The sequence below is a fragment of the Rickettsia finnyi genome, assembly GCF_049668125.1.
Lineage (GTDB): Bacteria > Pseudomonadota > Alphaproteobacteria > Rickettsiales > Rickettsiaceae > Rickettsia > Rickettsia kotlanii.
Window position 1 is genome coordinate 199,982 of record NZ_CP187160.1, and the last position, 18,208, is coordinate 218,189.

Here is an 18,208-nt window from a genome sequence, read left to right on the forward strand (position 1 = left end):
AAAGCAGGAATTCAGTAAAACTTTTATATGTTTATTTTACAAAATACGTATTTTGTAGCAATATTAAGGTTATTTTCTCTAGATTCCCGCTTTCTCGCGGGAATGACATAGAGAACCATGCAATAAAGCTAGTTTTCTGCTAAAATGACATAAAAAGTCTTATAACTATCGTGCTAGATATAAATTCATCAAATCAATATATTCCTTTTGCAAGGAAATATCGTCCTAGTAACTTTGCCGAGCTTCAGGGGCAAGAGGTATTAGTCAAAGTTTTAAGCTATACTATTTTAAACGATAGGCTTGCCGGAGGCTATCTTTTAACAGGTATTAGAGGAGTCGGTAAAACTACTTCCGCCCGAATTATTGCTAAAGCCGTAAACTGTTCTGCTTTAATTACCGAAAATACGACTATTAAAACATGCGAGGAATGTACGAATTGCATCAGCTTTAATAATCATAATCACCCTGATATAATCGAAATTGATGCGGCAAGTAAAACTAGCGTAGATGACATACGTAGAATTATAGAATCCGCCGAGTATAAGCCCCTACAAGGTAAGCATAAAATCTTCATTATTGATGAGGTACATATGCTCTCTAAAGGGGCATTTAATGCACTTCTTAAGACACTGGAAGAACCGCCACCTCATATAATATTTATCTTTGCAACGACGGAAGTACAAAAGATACCTGCAACTATTATCTCAAGATGTCAACGTTATGATTTAAGGCGGTTGAGTTTTGAAGAGATTTTTAAGCTACTTGAATATATAACTAAGCAAGAAAATTTAAAAACCGATATAGAAGCACTAAGAATTATAGCTTACAAATCGGAAGGGTCGGCACGTGATGCAGTCTCTATTTTAGATCAAGCAGCTAGTATGTCGGCGAAATCTGACAATATAATTAGTCCTCAAGTAATTAATCAAATGCTTGGGCTTGTCGATAGTTCGGTTATAATAGAATTTGTCGAATGTATTATCTATAGAGAGACGGAAAAAGCTATAAATTTAATAAATAAACTTTACGGTTCTTCGGTTAATCTTGAGATTTTTATAGAATCGGCATCAGATTTTATTGCTTATCTTAATAAAGTAAAAATGTTACCTAATTATAGTTTGCCTATATATGAATCATTTAATGATAGAACTAAAAGTATATTAGATAAAACCAGCTTGCCGCACTTATCAATCTTATGGCAAATATATAATAAGGGAGTAGGGGAAATAAAAATTTCCTATAACCAACTAACAGAAACGGAAATGTTAGTTATAAAATCTATATATTCGACGTCGCTACCCTTGCTTACAGATTTTGACGGTAATAATCAAAATTTAAACCAATCAATTAATCCGGAGATAAAAAAAAAATTTGAAATTGTAGATTTTCTTGAATATTTATATAAAAATAATGAGATAGATATATATTATTTCCTGCTCAATCATACGGAACTTAAAAATCTCAGTAATAATAGATTAGAGTTCGTAAGTCTTGAAGTTACAAGCAAAATAAAAAGACAAATAGAAGATTTGTTAGCTGCTTTTACTAATGAAAAGTTTGAGATAGTAATAATAAAAGAGCAGAACAAGCAAACCTTAAAGAATCAGTTAATTGGTAAGATTGAAGCAAGTAACGATTTTGGTTTAATTAAAAAACATTTCCCAAATATAACAATTTCGGATATTTTACTTAAAAGCTAAAAATATATAGGATAGAATTATGGTAAATTTTAATCAGTTTTTAAAGCAAGCCCAATCAATGCAAAAAAAAATGCAAGAAGCTCAAGAGCAAATGGCAAATGCAAGATATACCGGTAAAGCCGGCGGCGGACTTGTTGAGGTTATTGCAACCGGTAAAGGCGAAGTTGAAAAAATTTCAATTGATGAATCTTTATTAAAAGCAGAAGAAAAAGAAATGCTTGAGGATTTAATTAAAGTTGCCTTTAATGATGCTCAACAAAAATGTAATGAAGATTCTCAAAATTCTTTATCAGGAGCTTTAAACGGTATGAGCTTACCACCAGGCTTTAAAATGCCGTTTTAACACGGCTCTTATGTCATTCTCGCAAAGATCCGTGTTGAGTGGATACAAATCATTATTGCACGCGAACGTTAGTGAGCGTGGCAATCTCAGGAATTCTTTCCAAGATTGCTTCGTCAATTTACTATTGTAAATTTCCTCGCAATGATGGAAAAACTGCTCCACGCAACAACGTCTTTAGTCGCTTAGCTCATGACGATTTGGTATCCATATTTATTCACAAAATATCATCACAATAAGATGTATCTATCCCCAACATCTCGTTAAGCTCTATTTGTGCTATCTCAGGCAAAACTTTAAGTTTCTCTTTTAATATTTGATATTCTTCATTGTTGTCATCATTATATATTTCTTTATATTTCAATAGCGTTTTATCCCTAAGAGAAGGGATAATCATATCGTTTAGTTTATCTAATTTTTCTTTTTGCTCTTCTGTTAGCTCTTTTTTACCGGTTTCTAAAAAACTTTTCACATTACGAGCATCTTGTAAACAACATCAATATTATAATTAGTATCCAAAAGTTTTATTGATGCTTTCCAAGCTATAAATTCTATTAATTTTTCAAATGAAAATTTCTACTAAACTTTCCGTTTCTACATTCTTCTACCAATTTATGAAAATCATCTTCACAATTTACGTCATCAGGATTATTCTCTATCTTAAGTAGTACTTAAACTATATTTTTTTGCTTAGAATAGAAGCTATATGCAGAGGTATATCATCGTGTTCATTTAGTGGTACTGCTGCAAACTCATTAGAAACAGCCATCTTATTATTGACAAGTTCTTTGATCTTCTTAATGTCTTCATTGTAAATAGCATTAAACAAATTGATTTTGAAATCGTTTTCGTCATATTTAGATTTATACATAAAACCCCTTTTATTTAAAAAAGGCATGTTAGCACTTTTGGATATAAAAGTCAAAAAATAATTAATAATTTAACTATTTCTTAATAAAAAGGAAATTTGTAAAAAATAGACATCTTTCCAAAGCAGTGTATAGAGAGGAATTTAAAGGATACACAGAAACATTTGCCGCTGCAGCATATATATATAGACATACGTGAAGATTAGGGATGATGATCGACATACAAATTGCCTTTAGAAGCAAGTTATGCAGGAAGTCTAATAACTCAAGATCAATAAATCCTTATCAACCCTGAAACCTTTGAAACGCTCAAGTAGCGACATACCAAGAAGCGAAATATCAAGGTCACCAAGACCTACATGTCCTTTGATGTTCTTAAATTCCGTACCGATTACTACACTATTTAAGGTTATAGGGGCGGCTTTATTTTCGCCATTAGCTGTTAAATAAGTTCTAGTATATTTTAATTTAGTTAAGTCAAAGCCTAATTTTTGAGCATCTTCTTTAGTTAAAGCTATATCACTTGCCCCTGTATCTACCATAAATTTTATTTTAACGTTATTTACAAAAGCATTGATATAAAAATGCCCGTCTCTGCTACGGGCTATAATAATTTCTCCGACTTCAGTAGACCATTTATATGATGGAATTAAAGCAGACATTACTCTATGATAAACGTAGTTCAGCTCAAACCTAAAAGCATAACCAGTTATTATAACTAAGAAAATTACTGCCCACATTGCTAATTGCAAACAAAATCTGCGTATTTCATTTTGGCTAATAGTACTGTAAATTATACTAAATAATATTAATAATGACGCACAAAAACTCCCTATATTTTGTGGTGCTTTAAAAAATTTTGGATAATGTTGATTGATATATTTGTATAATAAACCGGTTACAATTACGGTGCTGCAAATGATAAAAATAAGTTTTATAAGTTTTTTATTCATATAATATACTACAAGTAAATAAAGAATAGGTATACGAAGTTCTATCTGAGTATACAATTTTAATCTATATAATCAAACCAAAGTCCCAGCCCATTTTTAAGTGGAAAACTACCTTCTTGGTTCACTAGAATAATAATTCTAAGTTCTTCTGACGGTATAAAGCCAATAAAAGAATTAATTTATAGCCTGAGTGAAAAATTAAATCCTTATTTGAGTGTCCTTTTACTTTAAGAATACGCCATCCAAGAGCATAATATGACTCAATCATTTTTTGATCAATAGGCCAAATCGGTTGCCATTTAAATCCAAAAACATCTTTGTTTGATTTTACTCTTTTATACATACGATCTAAAGTACTTTTAGCAATAAGATTCGGTTTATAACCAAAACTAAGTGTGAATATTTCAATCATTCCATCTATCGATGCAAAAATACCGGCAGATGCAGGTACCGTCTTTGGGTAATAAGGCGGGAACGGCAGCAATGTTATTACCTCCTGTCCGTCTATTATTGCTTTAGAATGCGGATAAGCAAGTTGTACATTCGGCCCTAGCGGTAATATTTGCATATCTTGCGTTTTAAGCGTTGTACGCAAATTATCTGCAGCATTTAAACTTGATTTTTTACAATTTAAAGCTTCTTCAAGTAAACTAAAAACTATGTTACTATACTTATAGCATTGCCCGGGTTTACAACTAGCTTGTTGTTTTTTTAGCAATGTTAAAAGCTTTGAGCGATTCATTCCTTGCTCAATTTCAATATTTCCTGAGAATTGATAACCTGTTGTATGGCTTAAAATATTATTAAGACTAATAGCATTTTTTAGGTATGAATTTTTCGTCAAAATCTTAATTTTCTTGATCTACCATTAATGCAATTGCAGTTGCTGAAACAGCTTTTGAAACCGATGCTAAATAACTATTACCTTTCTGATTTCCAAACGTTGTTTTATAAATAACTTCACCTTTGTATAAAATTGAATTGCTCCTCCTTGTAATTCTTCTTTTTGCAATTCAAGCTTTTTAGTTTTTGCGGTAATTCTACTTGTATCTGTGCCAAAACTGTACGATGTGATAATAGTAACATTATACTAAAAAATAGGATAAACTTTTATTCATATGGCGATATTATTTATTGATTCTATGTCATTCTTGCGAAAGCAGGAATCCAGCTTTCTAAATAAATTATATACTAAATTTTTATCGAATTTTTGTATTTTTACCATTTTTTACTAGATTCCCGCTTTCGCGGGAATGACAAAAGCTACTTTTAACCACTATTGCCTTTTCTTTATCTTTTAATCTAATAGTAGCAAGCTCTAATAAATATTTGTCATCTAAAGATTCAATAATTTGCTCATATAATTCAGCCAGAATTAGATAAGCAGTCGGTTTATTATGATTTAATAAGGCAACAGGCTCCCACTTGCCTTATCCAATAATACAGTAGTTCTTTTAATTCTGATATACTAACTGCTAGATTTGCATAAATATGTTCCATTATTGATTCCAAGTAAACGAAGAAAGTTATACGAAGATCAACTTGGAAAAGAGCAAGGAGTCTGCAAGACTAGGAGCAAAGCGTATCCTTAATACGTGGCTACCTGCAAACTTATTTAGATGACGTAGCCAATTTTAAGTTCATTGAGGATACATATAATTAATACTAAATTAAATACTAATTATAGGCTATAAATTTATCTTTATATCAAGAAAATCACATTAAATCGCCGATATTCTCTAAAAACAACCTAGCTCGATGCGATGCCGGTTTATTAAAAAAATCCTCGGCAAGCTGATTTGCTAAAATCAGTCCTTGATCCATAAAAATAACACGATCCGCTATTAATTTTGCAAACTTCAAATGGTGCGTGACCACTACCATGCTCATTTGATCTTTTAATAAATTAATATTCTCTATAACATCTTTAATATTTTCAGGATCGAGTGCCGAAGTCGGTTCATCGAATAACAAGATTTTCGGCTTCATCATTAAAGCTCTTGCTATTGCGGTGCGTTGCTTTTGCCCTCCTGATAGGCTGGCCGGATACGAGTCAAATTTGTACGTTAGCTTAAATTTTGCAAGCAATTCTTTTGCCATAGAAATTGCTTGTTCTTTTGGCAAATTTAAAACATTTACCGGCGTATAGATTAGGTTTTCTCCTACCGTTAAATGCGGGAATAGATTAAAATTTTGAAAAACCATACCAACTTTTAAACGAAGCTTTCTTCTATCTTTAAGCAATAGCTTCTTCCCGTCTACCAAAAAAGTACCGCTACTTGGTTCTTCTAAATTATTTAAAATTCTAAGCAGAGTAGTTTTACCGCTTCCCGAAGGACCGATTATTACAGTAGTTTCCTTAGTAGTAAAACTTAAATCAATATTCTTAATTGCATAATTCTTGCCATAACGCTTACAAACTTTTTCTAAAATAATCATAACTAGACCGTAAATTTATAACCGTCATAAAGCGGCTTAACGTTATTTGGAAGCATTTTCGTAATCTCATGATAATCTATCGTGTGTCTCATATTGGTTAATAATATCTGCTCAGGTTTATATTTTTCACGCCATTCTAGAACTTTATCAAGCCCTGCATGATTCGGATTTGATTTATAATCCATACAATCTAATATCCATATTTTTATATCTTTTAAAAATTTATCTGATTCAGGAGGAAAATCGATTACATCGGGCGAATAAACAAAATCACCTATACGTAAGCCCAAACTATCTATAGGACCGTGATGCTGTCTAAAAAATTGTATTTCGATAGTATTAATCTTAATTTTATCAAAAAAACTAACAGATTGAGTTGTGAATAGTCGCCCAAGCTTAAATAACTTATTGTTAAATAGATAATCAAATTTTGTATGGAGCTTTGCCGTACTATCGTGATCTGTATAAATTTCAAATGGCTTGCCTTGCATAAAAGTAAATACTCGTAAATCATCGATGCCATTAACGTGATCGGAATGATAATGTGTTAATATAGCACAATCGAGCTTATTTAGCTTTTCTCGTAATAGTTGATTTCTAATATCAAAACCGAAATCAACTAATATTTGACTATTTTCATCGTTAATATATATTGTTGATCTAGTCCTTTTATTGTATTTTGAAGGAGATGTGCAAGTACTACAATCGCACCCGATCACCGGTACGCCTATAGATGCTCCACACCCAAGTATTGTTACTTGTAACATAAATATTTAAAATAATGTTTGAAGTTTTTTATAATTTTTGCGGCTTAAATCAAGAAATATTCTTATTTTTGAATAAAATTACTAATATCGGCTTTATACCTTATTTTTTTAAAATAATTTCATTTTGTTTTAATATCGCTAATTTCGCCTTAATATATATTTTATACTGTATATATTTTTATATTCAATTAAAGAAAACCAAAAATGATAAGAAGCGACAAAATAAATTCTGGCACAATTATAATAAGTTATTTGAAATCGGTATAATATACGGGGCATTCGGTTTAATTTTTACCGCTCTTAAATTTTCAGTTAATTTCCCTCGCCCTTATTGCAGTCTTCCTGTAGATAGTTTCATGACCATAATAAATACTGTAAACGAAAGATGCTTTTCAAGCTTTCCAAGCAGCCACGCAGCTCTTAGCGTGTTAGTAACGTATTTTGCTTGGAATTATATAAAATTACCATTAAAAATCTTAATGATTTGTGTTATTATGCTCGTGTCTTTATCTCGCATAAGTCTTGCTATGCATTACCCAAGTGATATAATCTACAGCATTATTATTGCATTTATAACAATACTGATAGGTAAGTTAATTTATCGCATCTTTGCAAATCATATAATAAGAAAGATCAGGGATTTTCTATTAATGAGGCAGTAATTAAGAAAAAACATATAAAAAACTTGTTTTTTAATCTTGAAAGTTTTTAATATGCGCGCTACATTATTGAAAGAAGATTTTTATGTCTGCTGATTCTATTGTGCGAGCCCGTATTAATGAAGACGTGAAAGAAGAAGCAGCTTTAGTGCTTGCTGCTATGGGACTTACTTTATCTGATGCTGTTCGTATGCTGTTATTTCGTGTTGCTCGTGAAAAAGCATTACCGTTTGAGCCACTTATCCCAAATGATGAAACAATTAAAGCTATGAAAGCTGCAAGAAGCGGCAAATTAGTTCATGTTGGTAATATCAATAATTTGTTATCTGATTTAAATGAGAACGATTAAACGTACTGCACAGTTTAAACGTGGAAAACGTAAACATGGAATAAATTTGGATGATATTTTACTGAAAGCAGTTAGGTACTTGGTTGCTGATATAACATGTCCTATACATATGAGAGATCATGCCCTTATAGGTAATTGGCAAAGATTGTAGAGATTGTCATATTAAACCGGATTTAGTATTAATTTATAGAAAACCCGATGCTGATACATTGGAGTTAATACGATTAGGTTCACACAGTGCACTACTTGGTTTTTAATTATTTTGAAATGAACCAGGAACGAGTTCCCACAAAACCTATCTAACCATCCATAGTACGTACTGGACAGTTTTTGAAAAGCGTTTGATGTCGCTCCTAGCTAAAAACGAGAATGACATCAAAAAACCAAACAAACATTATGCTACTATACCGAAAATACTTTATAAAAAATATCTTACCGCTGCTTATAGTCGTTACTTTTTCAGTAACTAGTATAGTATGGATAACGCAAATATTAAAACTTTTATATTTATTTGATAAAGGTATAAAAGTTATGGAGTTCTTCAGTTTAATAGTTTTAGTACTTCCTACTTTATTATTTATTCTGTTACCGGTAATAACAGTTATTACCATGATCTATATCTATAATAATTTAAAAGTCGAGCGACAATTAATTATATTACAAGCTTCAGGAGTTAATAATATACAGCTAGCACTGCCTGCTTTATATGTCGCATTAATAGTTATGTTACTTGCTTATTATATATCTTCTACCATCCTGCCGTTATCTCATATAAACTTAAAATCACGTTTAAACTTTATAAAGAATAATTATATCTCAAATATGATTGAAGAGAAAACTTTTAATAAAGTAACGAAAGATATCACTGTTTTTATAGATAAAAAATCAGCAGGAAATATTATGAACGGCGTAATAATATTTGATAATCGCAATGCTGATAACCCATCAGTAGTATTTGCGGGCTCAGGTACTCTTAATATATATGATAATAGCCCGATTTTTGAACTTAATAAAGGCATAAGACAAGAATATGACGTAAACGGTAATTTAACTCAGTTAACTTTCGATTCTTTAATGATAAAACTGCAAAATGATAATAATCCTTTAGTATCACAAAGAACTAAACATAATAAAGAAGCAAATGAATATTATATAAGCGAATTACTTGCCCTTCCTCATGATTTAGCTATTACTAAAAAAATTAAATTAATTGCTGAAGCACATCAAAGAATAATTTGGCCTTTATACAATTTTGTATTACCTTTTGTAGCACTTGCAGTTTTTTTGAGATATCCTTATAGCAAAAAAACAACTTTTATGCCGGTATTATTTTCTGCCTTAACAGTATTGCTAATTACTTCAATTCATTTTATATTACAAAATTTTGCTTCAAAAAATCTAGATTTTATTTTTGCTTGTTATTTCAATTTGGTTATTGCTTTAACGATCGGATTATATTTATTTGTTAAAAGAATATAAATTTATTAGACTATTTTATTCCAAGCTCCACGAGAATTTTTAGTAAAACAATCTATTTTGTTTTCCTGTCCGGTAAATTTATTTATTTTAACTGTTAATTCTTTTAAATCTTCTGGTAAATCGGTTATTATAATTATCCTTTTGAAAACTCTTATATACTCTTTTGCTTGTAAAATTTTTCCTATATTTGTAGGCGAAATAATAACAAGCACACTAGCATTATTAGGATTTTGTAACTCATCGGTAATATAAATCGGCTGTTTTTCAGGCTGCGGATCAAGTTTACTACCGTGAGGTATAAATTGCTTACGTGAATAAGTCCAAAGATTTTTATTGAGCATTTCTTGTTGATCTGCATCTGCAGTTAATATCACGCTTTTAAGAGCAGAGTGATAGCATTTTTCTATCAGAAGCAATATCGATTTTAGAAGCAACTCATCGCTTGTTTGATAAATACTAAATTGCTGCATAAAAATGTTATGTTATTTTTTATGAGAAAATTTAAGTGGTACGGATGAAGGGACTTGAACCCCCACGCCTCACGGCACAAGAACCTAAATCTTGTATGTCTACCAGTTCCATCACATCCGCGTATGGTAATGCCATTCCTGTAAAAGGGTGGCCTTGTTGCATGGATTCTAATTCCTGCCTCTGCAGGAATAACATCAAAGTATTTCCATCAAAAAGTTATAATACACATCATATAATTTTTGTAAATCGCTAATTTTTGTGTATTCGTTTATTTTATGTGCCGTTTCAGATAATAAACCAAACTCTACTAACGGACAATAATTTTTGACGAATCTTGCATCCGACGTACCGCCGCTTGTAGAGAATTCAGGCTTTATTTTAAGCGTATGCTCTACTACTTTAGCAAATTCTTTTATTTTATCGCTAGGGTTCTGAATAAAACTTTCAGCAGAACTACTATATTCTAACTTATAATCTACTTTATATTCTTTACAATGCCGTTTAATAATTTCTTCTACCTGTTTTGCTAAAGTTTCTGCACTATGTAAATTATTAAAACGTATATTGAAAGATGCTTCCGTACTTGCCGGAATTACGTTTGAAGTATTATTACTGACCTCGATATTCGTTACTTCAAGATTTGAACGTTGAAAAAATTCAGTACCTTCATCAAGTTTTATACTTGTTAACTCATTCAATATTATTATTAAGCAAGGCAATGGGTTATTTGCTTTATGAGGATAAGCTACATGCCCGCTTAAGCCTTCTATATTTAATTTAAAGTTAACACTTCCTCTTCTGCCAATTTTAATTGCATCGCCTATTTCTTTTTCACAAGTAGGTTCACCGACAATAGCAAAATTTATCTTATATCCTTGATCATAAACATATTGCAGCATTTCTTTAGTACCATGCTTTGCTTTTCCCTCTTCATCACTAGTAAGTAAGAAACTAATGGAACCTTTAAAATCGGTATTATTTTTTATAAAATCTAAACTGGCAGCTAGAAAGCACGCTATAGCCCCTTTCATATCCACCGTACCTCTGCCATATATCTTACCGTCTTGCTGACTAGCTTTAAATGGACTCGCATTATGCCAAAGCTCATGATTGCCTGCCAGCACTACATCTACATGACCAACAAAGCAAATATTAGGCTCATTGCTACCGAAAACAGCATAAAGATTAGTGACTTGCTCGCTTTTAGAATCACCGAATATTTTTATTTCGGTCTTAAAACCGTGCTGTTTAAGCAAATCATCAATATACTCAATAGCTCCATCGCTCTTAGGAGTTACAGACTTAAAACCAATCAAATCTTTTAAGTAGTTAATGTACATCAATTATTGCCAAAGAGAATTTAATGTGGTTTTTAGTTTGTTTTCAAATTTAGTTTTTAAAGTTGTCAATCTTACTTTGATTATTATCAAGCTCTGTTACTATTTTTTGCTGTTCTTCAAGAGGCGGGATAGGAATTTGTAAATCCTCTAAATCTTTCAAATAAACGTGAGGTTGACCTGATCCAGCTTGCTTTTGGTATATTATATTTTGCTGAGATTTTAAAATATAATATAGATATTTAGTTAACAATAGTTTTTCATTAATTGAATAGATTACGTTACAATCTGAAGCCCACATTGGCGAATTATGATACCAAATATATCCAGCATATACTCCCGATAAAGAAATAGTGATTATGTTACCGTTAAAATTATATTGATTATGTGAATAAGGACTAACCCGACCAGCTGCTATTACTGGAATATCCCCCTTAATTGCAGTATTAATGTTAATCATTTTACTTTTTTACCTACTATTAATGTTGTATACTCCTTATGTTCAAGAGATAAAATATTACTTTTTAATTTATTGATAACGATATCGCCAAATTTAACAATTTCCCATTGTTTATTTATTTCAAAATAAAGATGCCAATTATCTGCCCCTCTATTATCTTTTGATAGCTATTCAATTCTTCAATAATTTCCTGTTTTTCTAGAAACGGAAGAGGAATATAAACTGAGTTTATATGTTCTCTATTTAAACCAGGCTGAGTACTTTTATTATAAGCTAAGTTCTTTAATTTGATTTTGAATTATATCGCTATTTAAACAATAAAACAAATAAGATTGATGTATAGGTTTCCCTCTAAAAATATAAACATGTTCATTAACCATTACTTCTATTTGTGGTAAAATTTTATCATCTACAAAACACACTTTACCCGTTAATGCTCTGTCTTTACACATTAAAATATCATTGTTTTTCACCAATCCTTAGCTATTTGATAAAAATCGAGATCTATAAAAGGAATTTTAGATAAATTTAATTTTCCACCCTCGCCTGTTTAAATCATTTATACCGACAATTTTTCTTTTTTTATTGTCTAGGATAACGCCGATATTCTTAACCTCATAAAACCAATATTCTTTTTGATTATTCGGTTTATGTGCATCGATAAAATAAAGTATTGACGTTTTTACTCCTGTATAAGGTAAAAAAATACCTTGCGGTAGAGAGATAACGAGTTGCAGCTTTGCTTTTGATAGTAAAAATTGACAAACAGCAGCGGTGTCTTTTCTGAATAAGAATCCTTCAGGTACTACCAATGCCATTCTACCACCCTCTTTTAAATTTTGCAGGCAATGCAAAACACAAGCAGCATCACCGTTATTTTTTGCAATGCCGTTATAAAAAGAGGAGTTATATGACTTTCTGTTATAGTTTTGCCGTTTTTGTTAGTTTTTTTAGTGATAGTTTAAGAAAATGGCAATTAGTAACAATTACATCAAACTTTAACTGTTGATCAGTTAAGGGTTTAACATCATTAGGGTTCTCAAGACTATTTATTTGCTGAATTCCGCTATGTCTGTCACCATGCAAAATCATATTCATCTTAGCGATTCTAGCGGTTTTGGTTAACTCTCGCCCATATAATGTATTAAATCTTAATTTTTCTAAATCTTCACCGGTATTAATTATATTATTTTCTTTGATATAATTAAAAGCTTCAGTTAAGAACCAACCGGTACCGCAAAAAGGATCATAAATTGTTTCTTTAAATTTAGGATCAACCAAATTAATAATGGTTTTAACGATATTTCTCGCTCGGTGTAAAATATTCGCCTAAATCATTTTTCCGTTGATGTAGTTTTTGCTAAGAAACACTCGAATGCATCGCCTTTTATATCTGTATCTATCGTAGATAAAATAAGAGGATCAATTGCATCGATAATGTGACGGAGAGTAATGGAATTGCCTAGAGAAATAGGCGTAAAAACACCGTCACCATATTTATTCTTAATTTGTTCTATAACATAGCTATTAATGTAACCGATAATATCATCGTTGGATTGTGCTTTGATATTATTTCACCAAGATTTTTTGTTGTTTTCGCTTAATAATTTTAAGAATAATATATTTGCAAATTCGCTAAATCTTTCTATTTCTGCTTGGAACCCTTCACTTCTTAAAAGATTATTCAAGTTTTTAAATGTCGATATTAATTCTTCACGTGATACTTTAATTTCTTTCCAAGCTTCATTACTGCTTGCTTCTAAAAAAGCTAATAATTCTTTTTCATGTAGTAATTCCCTTACTTCATCACCGTTAATATAAGCTCTTCATTATTAGCAACAAAACGAGCTTCGCAGTAAGCTCCATTACAAACACTATAGGTACATCAAGCAATTTTGCATATTCCGTTGCTTGATCTAAAGCTTGCCTTAAATCCACTCCTGTTTTTTTGCTTCTATTTTATTGCAATAGGTTTATCATTATTACTTTCATATAAGATATAATCTGGTCTTTTTCCGTTTAATCTTATCTGTTCTGTTTTGGATTTTGGAAATAAACATTCTTTTTATTATCATTATCTATATACCATCCCTTATTTACAAAGTTATTGCTGATAATCCATTCAGTTTGCTGTTCTGCTAACATAAGAATTGCTTAGATATTTTTTTTGTAATTAATAATTATATCTTCTTACACTTATTATACAAGCTTATAAAAGTACAAAAAACAACTTTTTATCTCACTAAAAAATAAATTATTGTTATGGATTTATATAGATTTTTGACTTTCTTAATGAATTTAAATAACTTATTATTATGAGCTTGTTATAACTAATATTAAAATCATGAGTATAAATAACCAGTTAAAAGAATTAATTAAATCAGGTACTTTTGTCGGTATATTATTAATTATTGCTTTTACCTTAGCAATAATTGTCAACAATAACATTGTCCTAACAAAATATTATTTCTTCTTTTATTTACAGTAAATTTTACAATAGGAAATGTAAGTTTACAAACAACTTTTATAGAGTTAGTTAATGACGGTCTCATGACTTTCTTCTTTTTATTAATAGATTTAGAGATGAAATTTCACCTAGTAGAAGGTAAACATAAAAATAAAAAAAACTAATATTACCTGCGGCGGCAGCCCTTGAAGGTGTGGTAATTCCTGTCTTAATATACATGTTTTTTAATTACGATAAACCGGGATTAATAATATTAATTTCCTCTATAATTATTCATCTTGTTTATATTGAATTATCGACAAATTAAACAATTATTTTATTATATAATTTTAGGTTTATTATTATGGATTAGTATGGTGGAGTCAGGTATTCACGATACTTTATGCAGAGCCATTAATAGCACTTTTTATACCTGTTAATATAAAAGGAGAATTTAACACTTCTTTTAAAAAACTTGAAAACTTAACTCGTCCTTTTGTAAATTACTTTATTTTACCACTTTTTGTATTTATGAATTCCGGTATCCTTTTAGAAAATTTTGCATTTAAAGGCACTTGTTCCAACTCAATACTTGCTTTAATTTATGGGATAATATTTGATTTATTTGTAAGGAAGCAATTAGGTATTATGTGCTATTTTCATATCCATTTGTAAAATTTAAACTCTGTAATTTACCAAGTGATACTTCATGGTTAAAATTTTATTCTATAGCTATACTTGGAGGGATTGGATTTACCCTAAGTTTATTTATAGGTAGTATTACGTTTGAGAGCAGCTGCCCTTCAAACTCTATGAGAGCTGCAGTAATAATAGGCTCTTTAATTTCTGCATTATTTGGCGTAGCCGTTCTAAAATATTGTACTGGAAAAGAGTAAAGGAGCAAATTAAACGAGTATACTCATTAAATAACGATGATAGGATTTTAATAACACATTATATTTTTGTTTGGAAAAAACAGGAGATGGTACTATATAGATATTATTAGAAGAAGGAATCGCTTTTTCAAGCTTATTTAGCATAAAAGGTATATTATAATTATGCTCTACTAAAATTATTGAAGTAAGATTGTAAGTTACAATAAAATCAACCACTTTCTTAATATTATCTTCTTCAGACATTATTTTATTCGGAGCAAGTATTACCTGCTGTTCTATAACATCACGTTCCTTTAACAAATTTTTTAATTGCTCTGTAGATTCTATACCAGTAATAAATAATATAGGTGCATAGCCTGCTTTAAGCCAAGCAATACCGGTTTCAATTTTATGTCCTCCTCCTGCAAATACTATTATTGCATTAGTGGTATTACTATTAAGCTTATAAGAATTTATTAAATATAAATAATAACCAAAACCACCGACCCAAAAAGCAAAAATTGTGAGTAAAAATTTTCTGATCATTTAAATATTTTATTAAATTCAGTTTGAATAATTTTATCAAATTCAGACATTTCAACATGAATCCCTAACTGATTTAAAGATGTTACTAAAGAATTTTCAAGTCCACAAGGAATAATCCCATTAAACTTACTTAAATCTGTTGAAATGTTTATAGCTACACCGTGATATGTAACCCATTTTCTTACTCTAACACCTATTGCAGCAATTTTAGCAAATTCATCTTTCCTTACTTTTACCCAAATTCCTACTTTATCTTTAATAATATATGCTTTAATTCCAAAATAATTTAAGCTATTTATAATCCATTCTTCAAGCATTTTTATATATAGCTTTAAATCTTTGTGTCGATTTGGTGAAGCTAAATTAAGAATTGGATAAATAACACGCTGACCCGGTCCATGAAAAGTAAATTTACCGCCACGTCCTGTGTAAATTACCGGAATATCACCGTAATTTAATAATTCTTCTTGTTTATAATTAGTACCGGCTGTATATACTTCCGAATGTTCAACTAAATAAATAATTTCCGGCTCATGATCACTAATTACTTTGTTAACGTAATCTTCCATTAATTTCAAAGTAACTTGATAATCCGCAAAATCCGGTATAGTTATAAATCTTATCATATTAATTCAGATTTATATTTCAATATTAATGCATCTAAAATTGCTATGGTTTCAGCATCCAAATCACCGGAAAAATTACTAGGACGAAAATGCATTTGAAACGAAATTATAATATCTTTCATATTAGAGTCTAAAATGTCGGTAACTTCAAGTTTATAACCGTATGTAATAAATTTTTGCTGAATTGCTGCAATATCGGTTATGTCGACTTGCGGCAATAGATCGTTAAACACCTGTTCATCATACCAAGCTCCAATATCGTTATCATATAATAGTTTCCAAGGAAATAGCGGGCCAGGGTCCTGTTTTCTACCTGGAGCAATATCAGAATGCCCAACCACTCTAGTAGGTTTAATATCATATCTAGCAATAATCTGTTTACACAAACTTATAACACTATTAATTTGCCTTTCCGAATAGGGTAGCCAAACTATATCATTGTTTTTTGCATTTACTTCAAAAGCAGGATTTACGATTTCAATACCGATTGATGTATCATTAATACGCTCATGACCTTGCCAGTAACTTACTCCAGCATGCCATGCTCTATCATGCTCTTCTACTAATTGAAATATATGTTCAGGGTTTTTATTGTTGATTAAATAATGGCTACTTAACTTTTCACCGGTTAGAAAATCTAAAGACTGCTTAAAATCACACTGTGTATAATGTAGCACTAGAAATTTAATACGTTTATCAAATCCCACAGCTCTATAAGATGTTTTATCGATTACTATCATATATAAAAATTTTAAAGGATGTCACTATTGTATGTTTTTTTCTATATAATTCCTGTGAAAGCTTGCTTGCATGGATCGGTAAATCGTCATTGCGAGAAGAATTACGCAGTAATTCAACGAAGCACTCTCAAGAGTTTGTTACTATTTCATGAGATTGCCACGCAGCCTACGGCTTGCTCGCAATGACGATTTGGTATCTATATAAAGATAGTCCCAGTATGACAAGAAAAATTTTGATGGTGCCGGATATCGGATTTGAACTGATGACCTACCGCTTACAAGGCGGTTGCTCTACCACTGAGCTAATCCGGCATATTAATATGATTATAGAGAAGAGATATGTGTTATCATACCGTGGCTTGTATCCAGAAAAACAACTTATAATAGTCAACTTTACTAAATCCCGCAATCAAATAGCAGGATGACAGGGTCTGAATTGATCTACACAGTCAATGCCTACTCGTAATAACGAAAATACACTATAAACTAAGCTTCTTTAACTTCCTTTTTACTTAGTCTAGCTTTGCGGTTTTTTGCTTTCACTTCCATTTCCTTTTTAACTTTCTCAGGAAGAGTAACACCCACTTGCTCAATAAATTTTGCGACTCGCTCAGTTGGTTTAGCACCGGTGCCAAGCCAATATTCTATACGATCTTTTTTTAAAACAACACGCTCACTATTATCTGAAGCAAGCATTGGATCATAAGTTCCAACTTTTTCTAAAAAGTCACCGTCACGAGGTGCTGTTGCGTTAGCTACTACTACACGGTAAAAAGGACGCTTTTTAGCACCGCCTCTAGCTAAACGAATTTTTACTGCCATATATTACTTACAATTATTTTATTTTTTCTTCTTTAAAAAGAACATGTTTTCTAACTACTTTATCATACTTACGAAAAGAAAGCTTCTCGGTTTGGGTTTTCGGATTACGTTTCTTTACCCAAAAAACACCTGTGCCGGCAGTACTTACTAGCCTTACCAAAACACTTTTATTTTTCTTTGCCATTAGCTGACACCTTAAATCAAGATATTATTTTATTATTCTAAGAAAAGCAGAATAAAACGAAATTGAAGAATAGTCAAGTAAAAACTAGGCATTGCAAAATAAAGAGAGATACGTCATTGCGAGCGACTAAAGAAGCGTGGCAATCT

Annotated in this window: 25 protein-coding genes, 2 tRNA genes and 3 pseudogenes; 10 read left to right on the plus strand and 20 right to left on the minus strand. The window is 30.8% G+C overall.

Annotation, left to right across the window (positions count from 1 at the left end):
• The first annotated feature begins 170 nt into the window (after positions 1-170).
• Both dnaX and ACPKKV_RS01100 read left to right on the plus strand, forming a co-directional pair.
• Entirely contained in the window at positions 171-1,700 is a 1,530-nt protein-coding gene (gene dnaX / locus ACPKKV_RS01095; protein WP_392505761.1) for a DNA polymerase III subunit gamma/tau, read from the plus strand.
• Between the two features lie 19 nt (positions 1,701-1,719).
• Positions 1,720-2,043, plus strand: coding sequence for a YbaB/EbfC family nucleoid-associated protein (locus ACPKKV_RS01100; protein ID WP_392505762.1), 324 nt, complete (start codon positions 1,720-1,722; stop codon positions 2,041-2,043).
• Positions 2,044-2,257: 214 nt separating this feature from the next.
• Here ACPKKV_RS01100 and ACPKKV_RS01105 read toward each other — a convergent pair whose 3' ends face one another.
• The 7 genes and pseudogenes from ACPKKV_RS01105 to ACPKKV_RS01135 all read right to left on the minus strand — a co-directional run bounded on the left by ACPKKV_RS01105 (position 2,258) and on the right by ACPKKV_RS01135 (position 7,068).
• Entirely contained in the window at positions 2,258-2,512 is a 255-nt protein-coding gene (locus ACPKKV_RS01105; RefSeq protein WP_392506954.1) for a hypothetical protein, read from the minus strand.
• A 204-nt stretch (positions 2,513-2,716) separates the two neighbouring features.
• The gene (locus ACPKKV_RS01110) at positions 2,717-2,965 is read right to left on the minus strand and encodes a hypothetical protein (RefSeq protein WP_424492222.1); all 249 of its coding nucleotides are present in this window, start codon (positions 2,963-2,965) and stop codon (positions 2,717-2,719) included.
• A 201-nt stretch (positions 2,966-3,166) separates the two neighbouring features.
• Entirely contained in the window at positions 3,167-3,862 is a 696-nt protein-coding gene (locus ACPKKV_RS01115) for an aspartic protease APRc (protein ID WP_392505764.1), read from the minus strand.
• Between the two features lie 124 nt (positions 3,863-3,986).
• Positions 3,987-4,706, minus strand: coding sequence for a serine hydrolase (locus ACPKKV_RS01120; RefSeq protein ID WP_392505765.1), 720 nt, complete (start codon positions 4,704-4,706; stop codon positions 3,987-3,989).
• A gap of 355 nt (positions 4,707-5,061) precedes the next feature.
• Positions 5,062-5,362, minus strand: a pseudogene (locus ACPKKV_RS01125) (antitoxin).
• 216 nt (positions 5,363-5,578) lie between these two features.
• Positions 5,579-6,301: an amino acid ABC transporter ATP-binding protein gene (locus ACPKKV_RS01130; protein WP_392505767.1), complete on the minus strand. Its 723-nt coding sequence runs from the start codon at positions 6,299-6,301 to the stop codon at positions 5,579-5,581.
• Positions 6,302-6,303: 2 nt separating this feature from the next.
• Positions 6,304-7,068: an MBL fold metallo-hydrolase gene (locus ACPKKV_RS01135; protein ID WP_392505768.1), complete on the minus strand. Its 765-nt coding sequence runs from the start codon at positions 7,066-7,068 to the stop codon at positions 6,304-6,306.
• Positions 7,069-7,082: 14 nt separating this feature from the next.
• On the opposite strand from ACPKKV_RS01135, the gene ACPKKV_RS01140 reads away from it, so the two are divergent.
• The 4 genes and pseudogenes from ACPKKV_RS01140 to ACPKKV_RS01155 all read left to right on the plus strand — a co-directional run bounded on the left by ACPKKV_RS01140 (position 7,083) and on the right by ACPKKV_RS01155 (position 9,555).
• Complete coding sequence (locus ACPKKV_RS01140) at positions 7,083-7,730, plus strand: phosphatase PAP2 family protein (protein ID WP_392505769.1); 648 nt, start codon at positions 7,083-7,085, stop codon at positions 7,728-7,730.
• A gap of 82 nt (positions 7,731-7,812) precedes the next feature.
• Positions 7,813-8,076 carry a type II toxin-antitoxin system RelB/DinJ family antitoxin gene (locus ACPKKV_RS01145; protein ID WP_012151450.1) on the plus strand — a complete coding sequence of 88 codons (264 nt, stop codon included), beginning with the start codon at positions 7,813-7,815 and terminating at the stop codon, positions 8,074-8,076.
• Positions 8,063-8,333 (plus strand): annotated as a pseudogene (locus ACPKKV_RS01150) (type II toxin-antitoxin system YafQ family toxin). The gene ACPKKV_RS01145 and the pseudogene ACPKKV_RS01150 overlap by 14 nt, the downstream one beginning before the upstream one ends.
• 139 nt (positions 8,334-8,472) lie before the next feature.
• Positions 8,473-9,555: an LptF/LptG family permease gene (locus ACPKKV_RS01155; RefSeq protein WP_392506909.1), complete on the plus strand. Its 1,083-nt coding sequence runs from the start codon at positions 8,473-8,475 to the stop codon at positions 9,553-9,555.
• 5 nt (positions 9,556-9,560) lie between these two features.
• Here ACPKKV_RS01155 and ACPKKV_RS01160 read toward each other — a convergent pair whose 3' ends face one another.
• From ACPKKV_RS01160 to ACPKKV_RS01190, 7 genes are all read right to left on the minus strand, one after another.
• Complete coding sequence (locus ACPKKV_RS01160) at positions 9,561-10,025, minus strand: DNA polymerase III subunit chi (protein ID WP_392505770.1); 465 nt, start codon at positions 10,023-10,025, stop codon at positions 9,561-9,563.
• Positions 10,026-10,061: 36 nt separating this feature from the next.
• Positions 10,062-10,146 (minus strand) — tRNA-Leu (locus ACPKKV_RS01165).
• Between the two features lie 74 nt (positions 10,147-10,220).
• Positions 10,221-11,366: a succinyl-diaminopimelate desuccinylase gene (gene dapE, locus ACPKKV_RS01170; protein ID WP_392505771.1), complete on the minus strand. Its 1,146-nt coding sequence runs from the start codon at positions 11,364-11,366 to the stop codon at positions 10,221-10,223.
• Between the two features lie 49 nt (positions 11,367-11,415).
• A complete protein-coding gene (locus ACPKKV_RS01175; RefSeq protein WP_392505772.1) occupies positions 11,416-11,823 on the minus strand; it encodes a restriction endonuclease subunit S in 408 nt (135 codons plus the stop codon).
• Positions 11,824-12,089: 266 nt separating this feature from the next.
• Positions 12,090-12,296: a restriction endonuclease subunit S domain-containing protein gene (locus ACPKKV_RS01180; protein ID WP_392505773.1), complete on the minus strand. Its 207-nt coding sequence runs from the start codon at positions 12,294-12,296 to the stop codon at positions 12,090-12,092.
• A gap of 45 nt (positions 12,297-12,341) precedes the next feature.
• Positions 12,342-12,677 carry an N-6 DNA methylase gene (locus ACPKKV_RS01185; RefSeq protein WP_392505774.1) on the minus strand — a complete coding sequence of 112 codons (336 nt, stop codon included), beginning with the start codon at positions 12,675-12,677 and terminating at the stop codon, positions 12,342-12,344.
• A gap of 67 nt (positions 12,678-12,744) precedes the next feature.
• On the minus strand, positions 12,745-13,104 hold the full coding sequence (locus ACPKKV_RS01190; RefSeq protein WP_392505775.1) for an HsdM family class I SAM-dependent methyltransferase: 360 nt from the start codon (positions 13,102-13,104) through the stop codon (positions 12,745-12,747).
• 309 nt (positions 13,105-13,413) lie between these two features.
• On the opposite strand from ACPKKV_RS01190, the gene ACPKKV_RS01195 reads away from it, so the two are divergent.
• The 4 genes and pseudogenes from ACPKKV_RS01195 to ACPKKV_RS01210 all read left to right on the plus strand — a co-directional run bounded on the left by ACPKKV_RS01195 (position 13,414) and on the right by ACPKKV_RS01210 (position 15,165).
• The gene (locus tag ACPKKV_RS01195) at positions 13,414-13,644 is read left to right on the plus strand and encodes a hypothetical protein (protein ID WP_424492223.1); all 231 of its coding nucleotides are present in this window, start codon (positions 13,414-13,416) and stop codon (positions 13,642-13,644) included.
• Between the two features lie 523 nt (positions 13,645-14,167).
• Positions 14,168-14,311 (plus strand): sodium:proton antiporter, encoded by a 144-nt coding sequence (locus ACPKKV_RS01200; protein WP_392505778.1) that lies wholly within the window; start codon positions 14,168-14,170, stop codon positions 14,309-14,311.
• 38 nt (positions 14,312-14,349) lie between these two features.
• The gene (locus tag ACPKKV_RS01205) at positions 14,350-14,454 is read left to right on the plus strand and encodes a Na+/H+ antiporter NhaA (RefSeq protein WP_392506910.1); all 105 of its coding nucleotides are present in this window, start codon (positions 14,350-14,352) and stop codon (positions 14,452-14,454) included.
• Positions 14,454-15,165, plus strand: a pseudogene (locus ACPKKV_RS01210) (Na+/H+ antiporter NhaA). The gene ACPKKV_RS01205 and the pseudogene ACPKKV_RS01210 overlap by 1 nt, the downstream one beginning before the upstream one ends.
• Positions 15,166-15,174: 9 nt before the next feature.
• Here ACPKKV_RS01210 and ACPKKV_RS01215 read toward each other — a convergent pair.
• The 6 genes from ACPKKV_RS01215 to rpmG all read right to left on the minus strand — a co-directional run bounded on the left by ACPKKV_RS01215 (position 15,175) and on the right by rpmG (position 18,062).
• Positions 15,175-15,690 (minus strand): YdcF family protein, encoded by a 516-nt coding sequence (locus tag ACPKKV_RS01215; RefSeq protein ID WP_392505779.1) that lies wholly within the window; start codon positions 15,688-15,690, stop codon positions 15,175-15,177.
• On the minus strand, positions 15,687-16,316 hold the full coding sequence (lipB, locus tag ACPKKV_RS01220) for a lipoyl(octanoyl) transferase LipB (RefSeq protein ID WP_392505781.1): 630 nt from the start codon (positions 16,314-16,316) through the stop codon (positions 15,687-15,689). Before lipB ends, ACPKKV_RS01215 begins: the two co-directional genes overlap by 4 nt.
• Positions 16,313-17,056: an N-acetylmuramoyl-L-alanine amidase gene (locus ACPKKV_RS01225; RefSeq protein ID WP_392505782.1), complete on the minus strand. Its 744-nt coding sequence runs from the start codon at positions 17,054-17,056 to the stop codon at positions 16,313-16,315. Before ACPKKV_RS01225 ends, lipB begins: the two co-directional genes overlap by 4 nt.
• A gap of 237 nt (positions 17,057-17,293) precedes the next feature.
• A tRNA-Thr gene (locus ACPKKV_RS01230) sits at positions 17,294-17,368 on the minus strand.
• 174 nt (positions 17,369-17,542) lie between these two features.
• Positions 17,543-17,878: a 30S ribosomal protein S16 gene (gene rpsP / locus ACPKKV_RS01235; protein ID WP_392505783.1), complete on the minus strand. Its 336-nt coding sequence runs from the start codon at positions 17,876-17,878 to the stop codon at positions 17,543-17,545.
• 13 nt (positions 17,879-17,891) lie between these two features.
• Positions 17,892-18,062, minus strand: coding sequence for a 50S ribosomal protein L33 (gene rpmG, locus ACPKKV_RS01240; RefSeq protein ID WP_392505784.1), 171 nt, complete (start codon positions 18,060-18,062; stop codon positions 17,892-17,894).
• Positions 18,063-18,208 lie beyond the last annotated feature (146 nt).